The sequence below is a fragment of the Brevundimonas sp. SS2672 genome, assembly GCF_059579685.1.
Genome location: NZ_CM184201.1, coordinates 1,926,683 through 1,941,094, shown reverse-complemented (window position 1 = coordinate 1,941,094; position 14,412 = coordinate 1,926,683). Strand labels below are relative to the sequence as shown.

Sequence of the window (14,412 nt, the reverse complement as noted above, 5' to 3'; positions counted from 1 at the left end):
GGAGGCGGGCATGGAGGTTGTGCTGGACGGTCGCCGTATCCGCAGCCGTGACGACTTCTATGCGCAGATCGAGCGGATCGAGGGCGTGCCTGACTGGTTCGGGCGCAATCTCGACGCCCTGTTCGATCTGGTGCTGGCGGTTCTGCCGGGACCGCTGACGATCCGCTGGATCCATGCGGAGGCTTCGGCCGAGGCGATGGGGGCGGACTTCGGCATTGTCGTCGGCGTCTTGCGCGATGCCGAGGAAGCGCCGAAATCAGGCTTCAAACTGCGCCTGTGCAAGGGCGCGACAACAGAGTTCAGGGAGTAGGCTGATGGCGGACATGATGAAGGCTCTGGCCAAGACGAAGCCGGCCGAGGGGCTGGAGCTGATCGACGCGCCCATTCCCGTCGCGGGTGATGAGGACGTGCTGATCAAGGTGCATCGCACCGCCATCTGCGGCACAGACATCCACATCTGGAACTGGGACGAGTGGTCCCAGAAGAACGTGCCCGTGCCGATGATCACCGGGCATGAGTTCGCGGGCGAGATCGTCGCCATCGGCAAGGACGTGGATCGCCGCCTGAAGGTCGGCCAGCGCGTCTCGGCCGAGGGCCACGTCATCGACCTGAACTCCGAAGCGGCTCGCGCCGGCCACTTCCATCTGGACCCCGACACGCGCGGCATCGGCGTGAACCGTCAGGGCGCATTCGCCGAATACGTCGTGGCCCCGGCCTTCAACGTCATCGAGCTGCCGGACGAGGTGCCGTATGAGATCGGCTCGATCCTCGATCCGTTCGGCAACGCCGTGCACACGGCGCAGCAGTTCGATCTGTTGGGTGAGGACGTCATCGTCACCGGGGCAGGCCCCATCGGCATGATGGCCGCCGCCGTGGCGCGTCATGCGGGCGCGCGCACTGTGGTTCTCACGGATATCAACGACTTCCGCCTGGAACTTGCGCAGAAGGTTGCGCCCGGCATCCGCGCCGTGAACACCACCAAGGAAGACCTGCGCGACGTCATGCACGAGCTGGGCCTGAAGGTCGGCTTTGACGTGGCGCTGGAGATGTCAGGTTCGCCGATCGCCTTCAAACAGTGCGTCGACACCCTGATCATGGGCGGCGGCATGGCCATGCTGGGCATTCCCTCCAAGCCGATGGAGACGGACTGGGGCGCGATCATCCTGAAGGCCCTGACCATCAAGGGCGTCTATGGGCGCGAGATGTTCACGACCTGGCGCAAGATGCTGGGCCTGCTGAAGGCCGGGTTGGATCTGTCGCCGCTGATCACCCACCAGATGCCGTATCAGGACTTCGAGGCGGGCTTTGAGGCGATGAAGTCGGGCAAGTCGGGCAAGGTCGTCCTGAACTGGGCCGACTGACCGGCTTCTAAATCCCGACTTCGCGAAGGCGGGCGCGCAGGCTGTTGATCCAGTCGCGCGCCTCGTCTCCGCCCCACAGACGCCAGGCGATATAGCCGGCCGACGGCTTGATGGGATCGGCCCAATGGCGGCCGTGCCTGTCCACATCGTGACGGGCGAAATAGCTGTACATCGACTTGATGTCGCGGTCGCTGAGCGGGGCGCGCGCCATCAGCTGTTCGGCGCGGCGCACCCCGACCTCGGTGCCGCCGCGTCCGTGCTGTCCGCGCATGGCCAGACCGTCCTGCGCCGTTTCGGCGATGGCCGGAGAGGGCGTGCGTTCATCGTCGGAGAGAACGGGATGGTCGATCAGCATGGCGTATCCTGAAGCCGGGGCGTCGTCCCCTCTTATACGACTTGACCTGATGACGGGGGCGGGGGACGAGCGGCCATGAATTATCGTCACAGCTTTCACGCCGGAAACTTCGCCGATCTGGTCAAACACGCCCTTGTGCTGTGGCTGTTGAAGGAGCGGCAGGCGCGCGGGCCTGTGAGCGTGCTGGACACTCATGCCGGGGCGGGTCTGTATGACCTGTCGGGCGATGCGGTCCGCTCGCGTGAGGCCGAGGCCGGGGTGGCGCGGTTGATGACCGCCGAGGCGCGGCCGCCGCTGATCGAGGCGCTCGCCGCCGAGGTCGCGGCGCTGAATCCGCAGGGCGGCGCGCGCTTCTATCCCGGCTCGCCGGTGCTGACGGCGCGGGCCTTGAGGGCTGAGGATTCCTATCGCGGCTTCGAGCTGAACCCGCCGATCGAGGCCTTGCTGCAGGAGGCGCTGGCGCCGTGGCCCAATGCGACGGGGCAGGCGGGCGACGGCTATGAGGAGGCGGTGCGCGCGGCGCGGGGGCTCAAGGCGCCGCTGGTGCTGATCGATCCGCCGTTCGAGCGGCCCGACGACTATGTCCGCTCGGCCGAGACGGCGGCGGCCGTTCTGGGCGCCGATCGGACGGCCTGTGTGGCGATCTGGACGCCGTTGAAGGATCTCGAGACCTTCGACGGCTTCATCCGGCGGCTGGAGCAGGCGGGGCTTTCGCGGGTGCTGGTCGCCGAGGCGCGGCTGCGCCCGCTGAACAATCCGATGAAGATGAACGGCTGCGCCATGACGATCGTCAACGCGCCTTCGGGCGCCGATGCGGCGGCGGCTGAAATCTGCGGCTGGACGGTTCAGGCGCTGGGCGATCCCGGCGGCCGGGCCGAGGTCTGGCGCGCGGGCTAGGCCTGGATGACTTCGCCCGGTTCGTAGAGGTGAGGCTCGAAGGTGGCGATGGCCAGGATCGGCCCCATGGCCGCAACGACCTGAGGGTGACGCGTCATAGCCTTCCAGGCGCCGGCGCTGGCCCAGACGGCGTGATTGGCGGCGACCCGCCCGTTCAGTCCGCGATGCAGGGTGGCGGAGACGAAGCCGGGCAGGGCGGTCTGGATGCGCACAAGAGCGGCCAGATGCTCCATCAATTCGTCCAGATGGGGCGCGTTGCACTTAAAGACATTGATCAGGACGATCGGGTCTTCAGGCGGCGCATCGGCCTGGATTTCGGCTGAAGAGGGCATGGGCGGTTCGTCTCATTGCTTTCGCCTTCCTTCTACCGCAATCGAGGGGCTGACGCTTCTTCCTCCCTCGTCGATCAAGTGGATTTCATGACCGCCATCGCCATCCTCGAAACCGGTCGTCCGCCCGCCCCTCTGGCCGAGGCGTTCGGCGACTACACCGCCCAGTTCCGGGCCATGCTGGGCGAGGGCGCAACCACCCATCGATTCGACGTTCAGGCGGGGGAACTGCCGGAAGACCCGTCGGCCTTCGCCGGGACGATCGTCACCGGGTCGGCGGCGGGCGTCTATGAGGATCTGCCGTGGATCGCGCCCCTGTCCGCCTGGCTGCGCGACGCGCGGGGCAAGACGCGGCTGGTGGGCGTCTGCTTCGGCCACCAGATTCTGGCCCACGCCTTCGGCGGCCGGGTCGAGAAGTCCGACAAGGGCTGGGGCGTCGGCCTGCACCGCTATGACGTTCTGAGCGACGAAGCCTGGATGACGCCGGCGGCGTCGACCATCGCCATTCCGGCATCGCACCAGGATCAGGTCGTGGCCGCGCCTGCGGACGCACGCGTGCTGATCGCCAGCGAGTTCACCCCCTATGCGGGCCTGGCCTGGGGGCAGGACGCCATCAGCTTCCAGTGCCATCCCGAGTTCGACCCGGCCTTCGCCGCCCGTCTGACCGAAGGTCGGCGGGGACGCATCGACGACGCCCTGGTCGATCAGGCCCACGCCAGCCTGGCCCAGCCGAACGACAGCGCTGTGCTGGCCGACTGGATTCGGGCCTACCTCGGCGTTTCGGCTTGAACGGGGTCCTGGCGAGGCGCGCTTCATCGAACGGCGCTAAGCCTTAGGCAACTTCCGCAGGTCTAGAGTCGGGGGGATGGCCCCCGTACGTCTCGTGCTCCTTCTCCGTGCGCCCTTGATCGCTGTCGCCGTACTGGCGACGGCCGCGCCCGCCATGGCCGGCGTCGGCCAGGCTGCGGAGCTGGCCCGCGCCGTGGAGCAGAGAGCCGCCCGCACGAATTTCGCGGCGCTGGAGGCCTTTGGCCTGGAGGCCATGAAGCGGCGCGACCGCGAGGGGCTGAACCGGCTCTATCACGTCGCATGGACGGTTCTGAACCAGGGGGACTTCGAAGAGGCGACCCTCTGGAACAATCGCCTGGAGGCCCAGGCGCGGGCCCAGAACGACCAACGATACCTGGCCATTGCGCGGCTGAACGCCCTGACCATCCGCTACGACCAGGGCGATCTGGCGGTCGAGAAGGAGATGGCGCACACGGCGCGGACGAGCCGCGACTGGTTCGTCATGGCTCATGCGGCCCGCTTGAGCGCCCTGGCCCTGATGGATCAGGACCGCATCGGCGAAGGCCTGCGCCTGCTGACCACGGCCGAAAGCGAGATCCCGGTGCATGACCCCTATGCCGCCACCGCGCGCGCGGGGGTCTGGGAAATGACCGGCATGGGCCTGATGAAGCTGAGCGACGTGGCTGGAGCGGCGGCGGCCTTCCGCCGTTTCGAGATCGACGATTCCAATCCCGACTATCCGCGTCCCGACTTCGACAGCCTCTATAATCTGACGCGGATGGCGCTTCAGGTGGGGGACCTGTCGAACGCGGAACTTTACTATGCGGCCCATCATCGGCTCAGCCAGCGCGCGAACCTGGAAAGCCTCAGCGCCTATGACGCCGCCCTGTGCGCCTTCCTCGCCGATGCGCGGCGGGATCTCGCGCGGAGTGCTGGACTGCCTGGCCCCGCACGAAGCGCTGATCGACGGCAAGGCCTTCCTGGCGCTCGACATCCTGCCGGCCAGGGGCGTGGCGCGCGCGCGGCTGGGCGATCTGGCGGGCGCGCGCAGCGACCTGGAGCGTCTGCGAGAGTTGGCTCCGAACGGCGGAGTCGATCCGACCGAACGCCTGCTTGAGGCCGAGCTTCTGTTCGCTTCCGGCCGGGCGGCCGAAGCCTTTGACGTTCTGCGCGAATATCAGCGTCAGCGTGACCTGCACCTGTCTCTGCGATTCAGCGCGGGCATTCATCAGGTGACGGGTGACATGCAGGAGCAGTTGGCCGAGCGGCGACGTCAGTTGGAGACGGCCCGCGCCAACACCCAGCTGCAACACGCGGTGATCCGGGGACAGAACTGGATCCTGGGCATAAGCCTCGCCTTCGCCGTGTCGGTCCTTCTGGTGGTGTTCTGGCAGAGGCGGCAGTCTCGTCGGCTGAAGAAGGCCCAACTCCACGCCGAGGCCGCGAACCGCGCAAAAAGCGAGTTCCTGGCCAATATGAGCCACGAGATCCGGACGCCGCTCAACGGCGTGGTGGCGATGGCCGAAGCCTTGGCCGGTCGCGATCTGCGCGAGCAGGACCGGGAGCTGGTGAACATCATCCGGTCGTCCGGCGTCACCCTGGAGCGATTGCTCTCGGACATTCTGGACGTCGCCCGCATCGAGTCGGGCAAGGTGACGATCGAGCCTGCGCCCTTCGACCTGGAGGAGGCGTCGCGTGACGTCTCCGCACTGTGGGCGCCGCTGGCCATGGGCAAGGGGGTGGAGCTGCGGCTGGAGTATGATCCGGCCTTGCCGCGCCGGGTGCTCGGCGACGCCGTGCGTCTGCGCCAGGTGCTGACCAATCTCGTCAGCAACGCGCTGAAATTCACCCAGGAAGGCAGCGTGACGTTGAAGGTCGCCCGGACAGAGGGGGACCGCGTGCGCTTCACGGTCTTCGACACGGGCATCGGCTTTGACGCCGAGTTCAAGTCGCGCATCTTTCATCGCTTCCAGCAGGAGGACGGCTCCATCACCCGCCGTTTCGGCGGCAGCGGGCTGGGGCTGGCGATTTCAGACGATCTGGTCCGGCTGATGGGCGGGGAGCTCGACTGCGATTCTCCGCCGGGCGAGGGCGCGCGCTTCTGGTTCGACCTGTCCCTGCCGACGGCGACAGACGAGGCGCCGAACGAGGCGGTTCAGGCCGCGCCGCCGCCGTCCATGGAACGTGCAGGCGCGCCGCGCGTGCTTCTGGCCGATGATCATCCGGCCAACCGCAAGGTGGTCGAGGTCATGCTCGAACCGTTGGGAGTCGAGTTGACGACGGTCGAGGATGGGGCCCAGGCCCTGGCCGCCTTCCGCGAGGGGGGCTTCGACCTGGTGCTGATGGATATGCAGATGCCGGTCATGGACGGACTGACCGCCACGACCGAGATGCGCGCCCACGAGCGCCGCATCGGCGCGGAGCCGACGCCGATCCTGATGCTGACCGCCAACGCCATGAGCGAGCATGTCGAGGCCAGCCATCGCGCGGGCGCCGACGGCCATCTGACCAAGCCGCTGAGCGTGGCGGGCCTGACCAGGGCCGTCGCAGAGGCCCTGGACCGGGCGAACGATCAGGTCTCGGCCTGAACCTCGGCGTTTAGGGCCACTTCACCACGGGCGGCATGGAGCTGAGGATCGACTCGACATTGCCGCCGGTCTTCAGCCCGAACATGGTGCCGCGGTCGTAGAGCAGGTTGAACTCCACATAGCGGCCGCGACGGATCAGCTGTTCCTCGCGCTCCGCGTCGGTCCAGGGCTCCTGCATGCGGCGGGCGACGATGTCCGTGTAGACCTTCAGGAAGGCCTCGCCGACGGCCTGGGTGAAGGCGAAGTCCCGCTCCCAGTCGCCGCTGTCGTGGTGGTCGTAGAAGATGCCGCCGGTGCCGCGCGGCTCATTGCGGTGGGGCAGGAAGAAATATTCGTCGCACCACTGTTTGTATTTGGCGTGCCAGGCCGGGTCGAAGGCGTCGCAGGCGCCCTGCATGGCGGCGTGGAAGTCGACGGTGTCGGGGTGGTCGTCGCGGCGGTCCGCATCCAGTACGGGCGTCAGGTCGCCGCCACCGCCGAACCAGGTCTTCGTCGTCGAGATCAGGCGGGTGTTCATGTGCACGGCGGGCACGCGCGGGCTGACCGGATGGCAGATCAGGCTGATGCCGGTGGCGTAGAAGCGCGGGTCTTCCTCGGCGCCGGGCACGTTCTTGGCGTAGTCGGCGGGGAAGGTTCCGTGGACGGTCGAGCAGTGGACGCCGACCTTTTCGAACAGGCGGCCGCTCATCATGCCCATGAGGCCGCCGCCGCCTTCCTTGCGATCCCAGGGCGTGCGGACGAAGCGACCGGGTTCGCCGGCGAACAGTTCGGCGGGGGCGGCGTCTTCCAGCGCCTCGAAACCGGCGTGGATCTTGTCGCGCAGGGTCTCGAACCAGACGCGGGCGCGCTCGCGGCGCTCAATCATCAGGGCGGGGTCAGCTTGGATCATGAGGGCTTCAACCATGACGCGGCCTTTCTGAACAGTCCGGCGGGGTGCGCGGATGCGAGCCTGATGCCGCAGTGCGGGCGAGGGGGCCTTGATCCAGATCACAAGGCGGCCTGCGGAGGGGCGGTCTGCAGGGCGGTATACGGATGGTTCCCTCAGCGCCTTAGCTGTGCCAGCGTACCGCGCCCGTAGGAAGCGGCGCCGTGGGGCGACCGAGCGGGCCGAGTATCCAGGAGGGGAAACCATGATCCGCATCGCCCTGAACGCCAAACTGCGCGCGAGCCTGCTCGCCGCCGCCTCCGTCGCCGTCCTGGCCGGACCGACCGTGGCTCAAACTCAGCCGCAAGAGGCGCGGGTGATGCAGATCCTCAAGCGCACGCCTCTGGTCGATGGCCACAACGACCTGCCGTGGGCGCTGCGTCAGGGCTTTGGGAACGACCCTTACGGCGTTGATCTGAACGCGAATCTATCGACCTCGACGCGCCTGCATACCGATATCCCGCGTCTGCGCGCAGGCGGCGTGGGCGGCCAGTTCTGGTCGGTCTACGTTCCCGCCAGCATGGCGCCGGTCGACGCCGCCAAGGCCACCTTCGAACAGATCGATACGGTCAAGCGCATCGTCGCCGCCCACCCCGAAACCTTCGAACTCGCCACCACCGCCGACGACCTGGTCCGCATCCACCGCGCGGGCAAGATCGCCAGCCTGATCGGCATGGAAGGCGGTTACTCCATCGACGACTCCCTGGGCCTGCTGCGCGAATTCTATGATTCGGGCGCGCGCTACATGACGCTGACCCACTCCAAGAGCACGACCTGGGCCGACAGCGGCACTGACGCGCCGAAATGGAACGGGCTGAACGCCTTCGGCGAGGAGGTGGTCAAGGAGATGAACCGTCTGGGCATGATGGTCGACCTGAGCCACGTGTCCGAGGACACCATGGTCGACGCCATCCGGGTGTCCGAAGCGCCGGTGATCTTCTCCCACTCCTCGGCGCGGGCCGTGACGGCCCATCCGCGCAACGTGCCCGACGCCGTGCTGCGCCAGATGGCGGCCAACGGCGGCATCGTCATGGTGACCTTCGTGCCTGGCTTCATCAGCGAACCGGTGCGCGCCTGGGGCGCCGCCCGTGCGGCCGAAACCACGCGGCTGACGGCGCTGAATCCCGGTGATCCGACGGCGGTCAAGGCCGGCGTGGACGCCTGGGTTGCGGCCAATCCCGCGCCCAAGGCGACGATCGAGGACGTCATCGCCCACATTCAGCACGTCCGCGACGTGGCGGGCATCGACCATGTGGGCCTGGGCGGCGACTATGACGGGGTGGACAGCCTGCCGGTCGGCCTTGAGGGCGTGGATGGCTATCCGCGCCTGTTGGCCGAATTGATGAACCGGGGGTGGAGCGAAGCCGATATCCGCAAGATCTCGGGCGAGAACCTGCTGCGCGTCATGCGCGCCGTCGAGCGTGTCGCCGCCTCGAAGGGGGCCGAACGCCCGAACTTGGCCAAACTGCCGGACGACGGCGCGCCGGAATAGGTCGAATCCTTCTCCCCTTGTGGGAGAAGGACTACCGCGTCGGCAGCGAGTGCAGCTGCCTTAGCGCCTCATGCAGGCCTATCCCGGCGCTGACCGACAGGTTCAGCGACCGGGTTTCCGGCCGTATCGGAATGAAGATCTCGCGCATCCGCCGCCGCGTGGACGTAGTCGGGCGAACCGGCGCTCTCCTTGCCGAACAGCAGGACGTCATCGGGCTGGAAGACGAAATCGGTCAGGGGTTCGGCCGCGCGCGTGGTGAACAGCACCAGCCGTCCCGGCGCCCGCTCGCGCTGGAAGGCGTCCCAGTCGGAATGGCGCGTCATATGGGACAAGGGGCCGTAATCCAGGGCCGCCCGCTTCATCGCGCGGTCGTCGAAATTAAAGCTGGTGGGCTCGATGACGTGCAATTCCACGCCGAAACAGGCGCTCAGACGGATGCAGGCGCCGACATTATGGGGGATGTCAGGTTGAAAAAGGGCGAGACGCATTCTAAGGCCCTCATACGCGCGGGGCGGGGCCTTGTCGCGGCTTTTGTTGCGACCGTTTCGCAAATCGCTTCCGCGACTTGTCTGGGACGGACGAAACCGAGGCCGGACGGGCAGGGATTTGCCGTCGCATGATAGGGTTCCATTCGGTTGACGCTCCATGTCGGGGCGGGCGGCCGGCGATGCAGAGGTGAAACGCGTGGCCGAATCGGTCGTGAATGCTGACGGGCCTGACGGCCAACACGGGGGTGGCGACGCCACTCGCCGCGACTTCATCCACATTGCGGCGGGCGCGGCTGCGGCCGGCGCCGGCGTGATGGTGGCGTGGCCCTTGATCAACCAGATGAACCCGGCGGCCGACACCCTGGCCCTGGCGTCGATCGAATTCGATCTGACCAAGGTTCAGGAAGGTCAGCAGGTCGTCATCAAGTGGCAGGGCAAGCCGGTCTTCGTGCGCTATCGCACCCCGGCCGAGCTGACCAAGGTCATCGACGAGGGCGCCGTAGGCAGCCCGCCGCAGACCGACGCCGAGCGCACCAAGGCCGGCCACGAGAAATATCTCGTCGTCATCGGCTCGTGCACCCACCTGGGCTGCGTGCCGACCTTCAACGCCGGCGACTACGGCGGCTGGTTCTGCCCCTGCCACGGTTCGCACTACGACGCCTCGGGCCGCATCCGTAAGGGTCCGGCGCCGCTGAACCTGATCGTGCCGAACTATGAATACATGTCCGACACCCGCGTGAAGATCGGCTGAGGACGGACAGAGGAACCATGAGCGATCACGAATCCACTTACGTCCCGAAAACCGCTGTCGAGCGGTGGATGGACACCCGCCTGCCGATCATCCGTTTCGGCATGGACTATGCGAACCTGCCGACCCCGAAGAACCTGAACTACTGGTGGACCTTCGGCGGCATCCTGGCGATCTGCCTGATGACGCAGATCATCACCGGCATCGTCCTGGCCATGCACTACACCCCGCACGTCGACATGGCCTTCGCCTCGGTCGAGCGCATCATGCGCGACGTGAACGGCGGCTGGCTGATCCGCTACGTGCACGCCAACGGCGCGTCGATGTTCTTCATCGCCGTCTATCTGCACATGCTGCGGGGCCTCTACTACGGCTCCTACAAGGCGCCGCGCGAGATGATCTGGATCGTCGGCTGCGTCATCTTCTTCCTGATGATCGCCACCGCCTTCCTCGGCTATGTCCTGCCGTGGGGCCAGATGTCCTTCTGGGGCGCTGAGGTGATCACCAACCTGATCGGCGCCATTCCGGTCGTCGGCGAGCCGATCCTGATCTGGCTGCGCGGCGGCCCGGCGATCGACAACGCGACGCTGAACCGCTTCTTCTCGCTGCACTACCTGCTGCCGTTCGTCATCGCCGGCTGCGTGGTGCTGCACCTGTGGGCCCTGCACGCCGCCGGTCAGAACAACCCGGTCGGCATCCTGATTCCTGAAGGACCGCGCCAAGAAGGACATGCTGCCCTTCCACCCGTACTTCACGGTCAAGGACGGCTTCGCGATCATCCTGTTCCTGATCCTGTTCGCAGTCTTCGTCTTCTACAACCCGAACGCCCTGGGCCACGCCGACAACTACATTCCGGCCAACCCGCTGCAGACCCCGGCGCACATCGTGCCTGAGTGGTACATGCTGCCCTTCTACGCGATCCTGCGCGCCATCCCCGACAAGTTCGGCGGCGTGGTGGCCATGTTCGCGGCGATCGGGGTGCTGTTCGTCCTGCCGTGGCTGGACACGTCCAAGGTGCGCTCCATGCGCTACCGCCCGACGATGAAGACCTTCTTCATCATCTTCCTGTTCGTCTGCTTCGGCCTGGGCTGGTGCGGCGCGCAGCTGCCCGACGCTCCGGTGATCGGCAGCTTCAAGACCTTCACCCTGATCGACGGCGACCTGAACTCCTACCTGTGGCTGACGCGTTTCCTGACGGCCTACTACTTCGTCTTCTTCCTGGTGCTGATGCCGGTCATCGGCCTGCGTGAGAAGCCGCTGCCGATCCCGGCGACGATCTCGGAGCCCGTGCTCCCGTCGACCGCAGCCGAGAAGGCGTGAGCGCGATGATGAGCAACGAGAAAAAGACCGTGTCCTTCCGCAAGATCCTCGTCTCCGTGACGGCCGCTGTCGGCCTGGTCGCCATCGCCGCCCCGGCGATGGCCGCCGGGGGCGCCAAGCATCCGCGCGACGGCGGCTTCAGCTTCGCCGGGCCGTTCGGCGCCTTCGATCAGGGCCAGCTGCAACGCGGCTACAAGGTCTATCGCGAGGTCTGCGCCTCCTGCCACGGCATGGACCTGATGCACTTCCGCAACCTGGGCGACAAGGACGGCCCGTTCTGGAATCCGAAGTATCCGAACCCGAACGACAACCCTGTCGTGAAGGCTCTGGCCAAGGAGATCCAGGTCGCCGACATCGACTCGGAGACGGGTGAGGCCCTGATGCGCGACGCCACCACGGCCGACCGCTTCCCCAACCCGTATCCGAACCCGACGGCGGCCGCTGCGGCCAACGGCGGCGCCATGCCGCCGGACCTGTCGGTCATGGCCAAGGCCCGTCACGACGGCGCCAACTACATCTACTCGCTGCTGTCGGGCTATTCGGCCCCGCCGGCGGGCCTGAAGATGACCGAGACCCAGCACTACAACCCCTATATGGCCGGGGACATGACCCCGTTCTGGACGGGTGAGGGCCATGTTCCGCCCGGCGGCTTCATCGCCATGCCGCCGCCGCTGAGCGCGGGCCAGGTCACCTATGACGACGGCACCGAGGCGACGGTGGATCAGATGTCCAAGGACGTCGCGGCCTTCATCGCCTGGACGTCCGAGCCGAAGATGGTCGAGCGCAAGCAGATGGGCTTCGGCGTGCTGATTTTCCTGCTGGCCTTCGCGGGCGTGACCTACGCCAGCTATCGCCGCATCTGGAAGGGCGTCGCCCACTAAGGCGTCCTCTCCTTGCAGACGAAACGACCCGCCGGAGCGATCCGGCGGGTTTTTTTATGAGCGGCGTCCGCGTCAGCGGGCGAGGGCGGTGCAGCGGATCAGGCGCTGGGGCGCTTCGTCGGGCCTGTCGAGGCGGATCAGCCGCAGCGTCTCGTTCGTCGCTTCGAACCGGACTTGCCGGGAGGTGCGCCCGCTTCCCGTCTCGCAGTCGAGAAGGGCGTCGTAGCCCTGGCCGCGTTCGTCGATGGCTTCGATGACGCAGCGCAGTCCTCGTCCATGCAGATCGGTGGTGGTGATCTGAAGCGCGGCCTGATCGCCGGGCTGGGCGCAAGCTTCGGCCGTGGGCGCCCAACGGCCGATGAAGCTGATCGCGCCGGCACCGCGCATAAGCGGCTCCATCCCCGGCGGGCGCTGTGGCGGAGGCGCCGAAGTCCCCGGACCCTGTATGGGCTGGGCCGGCTCCGTGGGCGGGTTGACCTGTCCCGGCGGGTCGCAGGCCGTCAGCAAGGTCGCCAGCACGACAAGAATGGGAGGCGTAGGGCGCTTCATCCCTGCTTCAACGTGCGGACAGGCGAGGGCGTTGCCGCCCTGCCTTCTGATGCGTCAACGCCGGGCCGCCGCGCTGCGGTCGCGGACCTGGCCGAACTCGGAGGTCGGCTTCCAGGTCGGCCATTCGTCGCCGTTGGCGAGGTCCAGGCCCAGGCGATAGAGCAGGGTCAGGTTCTCGACCGCCGAGCGCAGATCCCAGTCGGCCGACCACTCGTCGCTGGGGCGATGATAGTCGGCGCCGAACTTGGCTTTCCAGGCGGCCAGACCCGCCTCGCGGCCGCCCTCGACCCAATCCACCCCGTGCCAGGGCATCAGGGCCGGCACGCCCGCGCGCGAAAGGGAAGTGGTCGGAGCGGTAGTAGAAATTCTGTTCCGGCTGGCCGTCGTCGGAGACGTAGCGGCCTTCCTGTTCAGCCAGGGCCTGCAGGTCGTCCTCGAGGCTGTTCTGGCCCTTGCCGAAGATGGGCACGTCGCGGGTCGGGCCGCTGAGAGGCAGCATGTCGATGTTGATGTCGGCCACCGTCGTCTCCAGCGGATAGACCGGATCGGCGACATAGGCGTAGGCGCCCAGCAGGCCCATCTCCTCGGCCGCCATATGGGCGAAGACGAGTGTGCGCTTCGGCGTCGGAGCGGCCTTCAGCTGGCGGGCCATCTCGACCACGCCGACCGTGCCCGATGCGTTGTCCCAGGCGCCGTTGAACACCTTGTCGTCGCCCGCCGTGTTCTCATTGACGCCGACATGGTCCCAGTGGGCGGAATAGATGACGACCTCGTTCGGGCGCTCGGTCCCGGTGATGCGCGCCAGCAGATTGTGGGTGCGCAGGATTTCGACCGATTCCTGGGCTGAAGCGGTGATCCGCGTCTCCAGCGCGAAGGCGCGGAAGTCGCCGGTCTCGAGGCGGGGCTTCAGCGACGCCAGGTCCACGCCCATTTCGGCGGCGACGTCGCGGTTGACGGCGCCGCTGAGGGTCAGTTCGGCCGAGCCGGGGGTCAGGGTGCGCGTGCGTCCGGCGCCGGCGGTCTCGCGCCGCCAGACGGCCGAACCTGCATCGCCGTCGACGATCGTCAGAACGGCCACAGCGCCGCGCCGCCTGGCCTCGTCGGCCTTATAGGCGGCGGACTGATAGGTGGTGGCGTAGGGGCCGTTGAACAGCTCGCTGTCCGGCTCGCCCGCCACGACCAGGACGACCGCGCCGGTCACGTCCAGATCGCCGTAGTCGTCCCAGCCCCGCTCGGGGGCATGGATGCCGTAGCCTGCGAAAACGACGGGCGCGTCGATCACCCGCCCCATGGCCGCATCGTTCATCGCCCGCAGGGTGAAGTCGGTTCCGGCGGTCAGGGCGCGGCCCGTCGTGGCCGCTCCGGCCCAGGTCAGGGCGGGCTCGCCCTGGGGCGTCAGACGCTTCAGGTCGATGACCTGCAGCCACTGGCCGTTGGGACCGCCGGGCTCCAGCCCCATCGCTTCATACTGGGCCTGCAGCCAGTCCAGCGTCTTCTTCTCACCCTCCGTGCCGGGATAGCGGCCCTGGAAGTCGTCGGCGCTGATGACGCGGATCTCGTCGGACAGGCGCTGGGCCGAGAAGTCCTGGGCCGAGGCGGCGCCCGCGACGAGGATCAGCGCGGCGGCGGCGACGCCGCGAATGAAGCGATGGTGCATGGCGTTTCCTTCGGCCCTCCCCACGAGGCCGTT

At 67.3% G+C, this 14,412-nt stretch carries 14 protein-coding genes and 2 pseudogenes; 10 read left to right on the top strand and 6 right to left on the bottom strand.

The features are described from left to right. Nucleotides 1-10: 10 nt before the first annotated feature. Both AC52GN_RS09855 and tdh read left to right on the top strand, forming a co-directional pair. Complete coding sequence (locus AC52GN_RS09855) at nucleotides 11-310, top strand: barstar family protein (RefSeq protein ID WP_346487837.1); 300 nt, start codon at nucleotides 11-13, stop codon at nucleotides 308-310. 4 nt (nucleotides 311-314) lie between these two features. Beyond that, on the top strand, nucleotides 315-1,361 hold the full coding sequence (gene tdh, locus AC52GN_RS09850) for an L-threonine 3-dehydrogenase (protein ID WP_496526911.1): 1,047 nt from the start codon (nucleotides 315-317) through the stop codon (nucleotides 1,359-1,361). 7 nt (nucleotides 1,362-1,368) lie between these two features. Here the strand turns inward: tdh and AC52GN_RS09845 are convergent, their stop codons facing one another. Next, nucleotides 1,369-1,716: a hypothetical protein gene (locus AC52GN_RS09845; RefSeq protein ID WP_496526910.1), complete on the bottom strand. Its 348-nt coding sequence runs from the start codon at nucleotides 1,714-1,716 to the stop codon at nucleotides 1,369-1,371. A gap of 75 nt (nucleotides 1,717-1,791) precedes the next feature. Here AC52GN_RS09845 and rlmJ point away from each other — a divergent pair, with 75 nt between their 5' ends. Then, nucleotides 1,792-2,613, top strand: a complete 822-nt coding sequence (rlmJ, locus tag AC52GN_RS09840; protein WP_452111449.1) for a 23S rRNA (adenine(2030)-N(6))-methyltransferase RlmJ — start codon at nucleotides 1,792-1,794, stop codon at nucleotides 2,611-2,613. Here rlmJ and AC52GN_RS09835 read toward each other — a convergent pair. Beyond that, nucleotides 2,610-2,945, bottom strand: coding sequence for an antibiotic biosynthesis monooxygenase family protein (locus AC52GN_RS09835; RefSeq protein WP_346487834.1), 336 nt, complete (start codon nucleotides 2,943-2,945; stop codon nucleotides 2,610-2,612). The genes rlmJ and AC52GN_RS09835 overlap by 4 nt on opposite strands. An 87-nt stretch (nucleotides 2,946-3,032) precedes the next feature. Here AC52GN_RS09835 and AC52GN_RS09830 point away from each other — a divergent pair, with 87 nt between their 5' ends. From AC52GN_RS09830 to AC52GN_RS09820, 3 genes are all read left to right on the top strand, one after another. Next, nucleotides 3,033-3,731, top strand: coding sequence for a glutamine amidotransferase-related protein (locus tag AC52GN_RS09830; RefSeq protein WP_496526909.1), 699 nt, complete (start codon nucleotides 3,033-3,035; stop codon nucleotides 3,729-3,731). Nucleotides 3,732-3,846: 115 nt separating this feature from the next. Further along, the gene (locus AC52GN_RS09825) at nucleotides 3,847-4,848 is read left to right on the top strand and encodes a hypothetical protein (RefSeq protein ID WP_496526908.1); all 1,002 of its coding nucleotides are present in this window, start codon (nucleotides 3,847-3,849) and stop codon (nucleotides 4,846-4,848) included. 127 nt (nucleotides 4,849-4,975) lie between these two features. Then, nucleotides 4,976-6,319, top strand: coding sequence for an ATP-binding protein (locus AC52GN_RS09820; protein ID WP_496528800.1), 1,344 nt, complete (start codon nucleotides 4,976-4,978; stop codon nucleotides 6,317-6,319). 10 nt (nucleotides 6,320-6,329) lie between these two features. On the opposite strand, the gene hemF is transcribed toward AC52GN_RS09820, so the two are convergent. Next, nucleotides 6,330-7,184 carry an oxygen-dependent coproporphyrinogen oxidase gene (hemF, locus tag AC52GN_RS09815; protein WP_496528799.1) on the bottom strand — a complete coding sequence of 285 codons (855 nt, stop codon included), beginning with the start codon at nucleotides 7,182-7,184 and terminating at the stop codon, nucleotides 6,330-6,332. 265 nt (nucleotides 7,185-7,449) lie between these two features. Here hemF and AC52GN_RS09810 point away from each other — a divergent pair, with 265 nt between their 5' ends. After that, nucleotides 7,450-8,736, top strand: coding sequence for a dipeptidase (locus AC52GN_RS09810; RefSeq protein WP_346487831.1), 1,287 nt, complete (start codon nucleotides 7,450-7,452; stop codon nucleotides 8,734-8,736). 31 nt (nucleotides 8,737-8,767) lie between these two features. On the opposite strand, the pseudogene AC52GN_RS09805 reads toward AC52GN_RS09810, so the two are convergent. Continuing rightward, a pseudogene (locus AC52GN_RS09805) lies at nucleotides 8,768-9,224 on the bottom strand (tRNA (cytidine(34)-2'-O)-methyltransferase). 196 nt (nucleotides 9,225-9,420) lie between these two features. Between AC52GN_RS09805 and petA the strand changes: the two are divergent. The 3 genes and pseudogenes from petA to AC52GN_RS09790 all read left to right on the top strand — a co-directional run bounded on the left by petA (nucleotide 9,421) and on the right by AC52GN_RS09790 (nucleotide 12,173). Beyond that, nucleotides 9,421-9,975 carry a ubiquinol-cytochrome c reductase iron-sulfur subunit gene (gene petA, locus AC52GN_RS09800; protein ID WP_291776282.1) on the top strand — a complete coding sequence of 185 codons (555 nt, stop codon included), beginning with the start codon at nucleotides 9,421-9,423 and terminating at the stop codon, nucleotides 9,973-9,975. A 17-nt stretch (nucleotides 9,976-9,992) separates the two neighbouring features. After that, nucleotides 9,993-11,292, top strand: a pseudogene (locus tag AC52GN_RS09795) (cytochrome b). Between the two features lie 5 nt (nucleotides 11,293-11,297). After that, nucleotides 11,298-12,173, top strand: coding sequence for a cytochrome c1 (locus tag AC52GN_RS09790; RefSeq protein WP_496526907.1), 876 nt, complete (start codon nucleotides 11,298-11,300; stop codon nucleotides 12,171-12,173). Nucleotides 12,174-12,245: 72 nt separating this feature from the next. Here the strand turns inward: AC52GN_RS09790 and AC52GN_RS09785 are convergent, their stop codons facing one another. Together AC52GN_RS09785 and AC52GN_RS09780 are read right to left on the bottom strand one after the other, a co-directional pair. Further along, complete coding sequence (locus tag AC52GN_RS09785; RefSeq protein WP_496526906.1) at nucleotides 12,246-12,560, bottom strand: hypothetical protein; 315 nt, start codon at nucleotides 12,558-12,560, stop codon at nucleotides 12,246-12,248. 169 nt (nucleotides 12,561-12,729) lie between these two features. Further along, nucleotides 12,730-14,379, bottom strand: a complete 1,650-nt coding sequence (locus tag AC52GN_RS09780) for a M28 family peptidase (RefSeq protein ID WP_496526905.1) — start codon at nucleotides 14,377-14,379, stop codon at nucleotides 12,730-12,732. Between the last annotated feature and the right edge of the window lie 33 nt (nucleotides 14,380-14,412).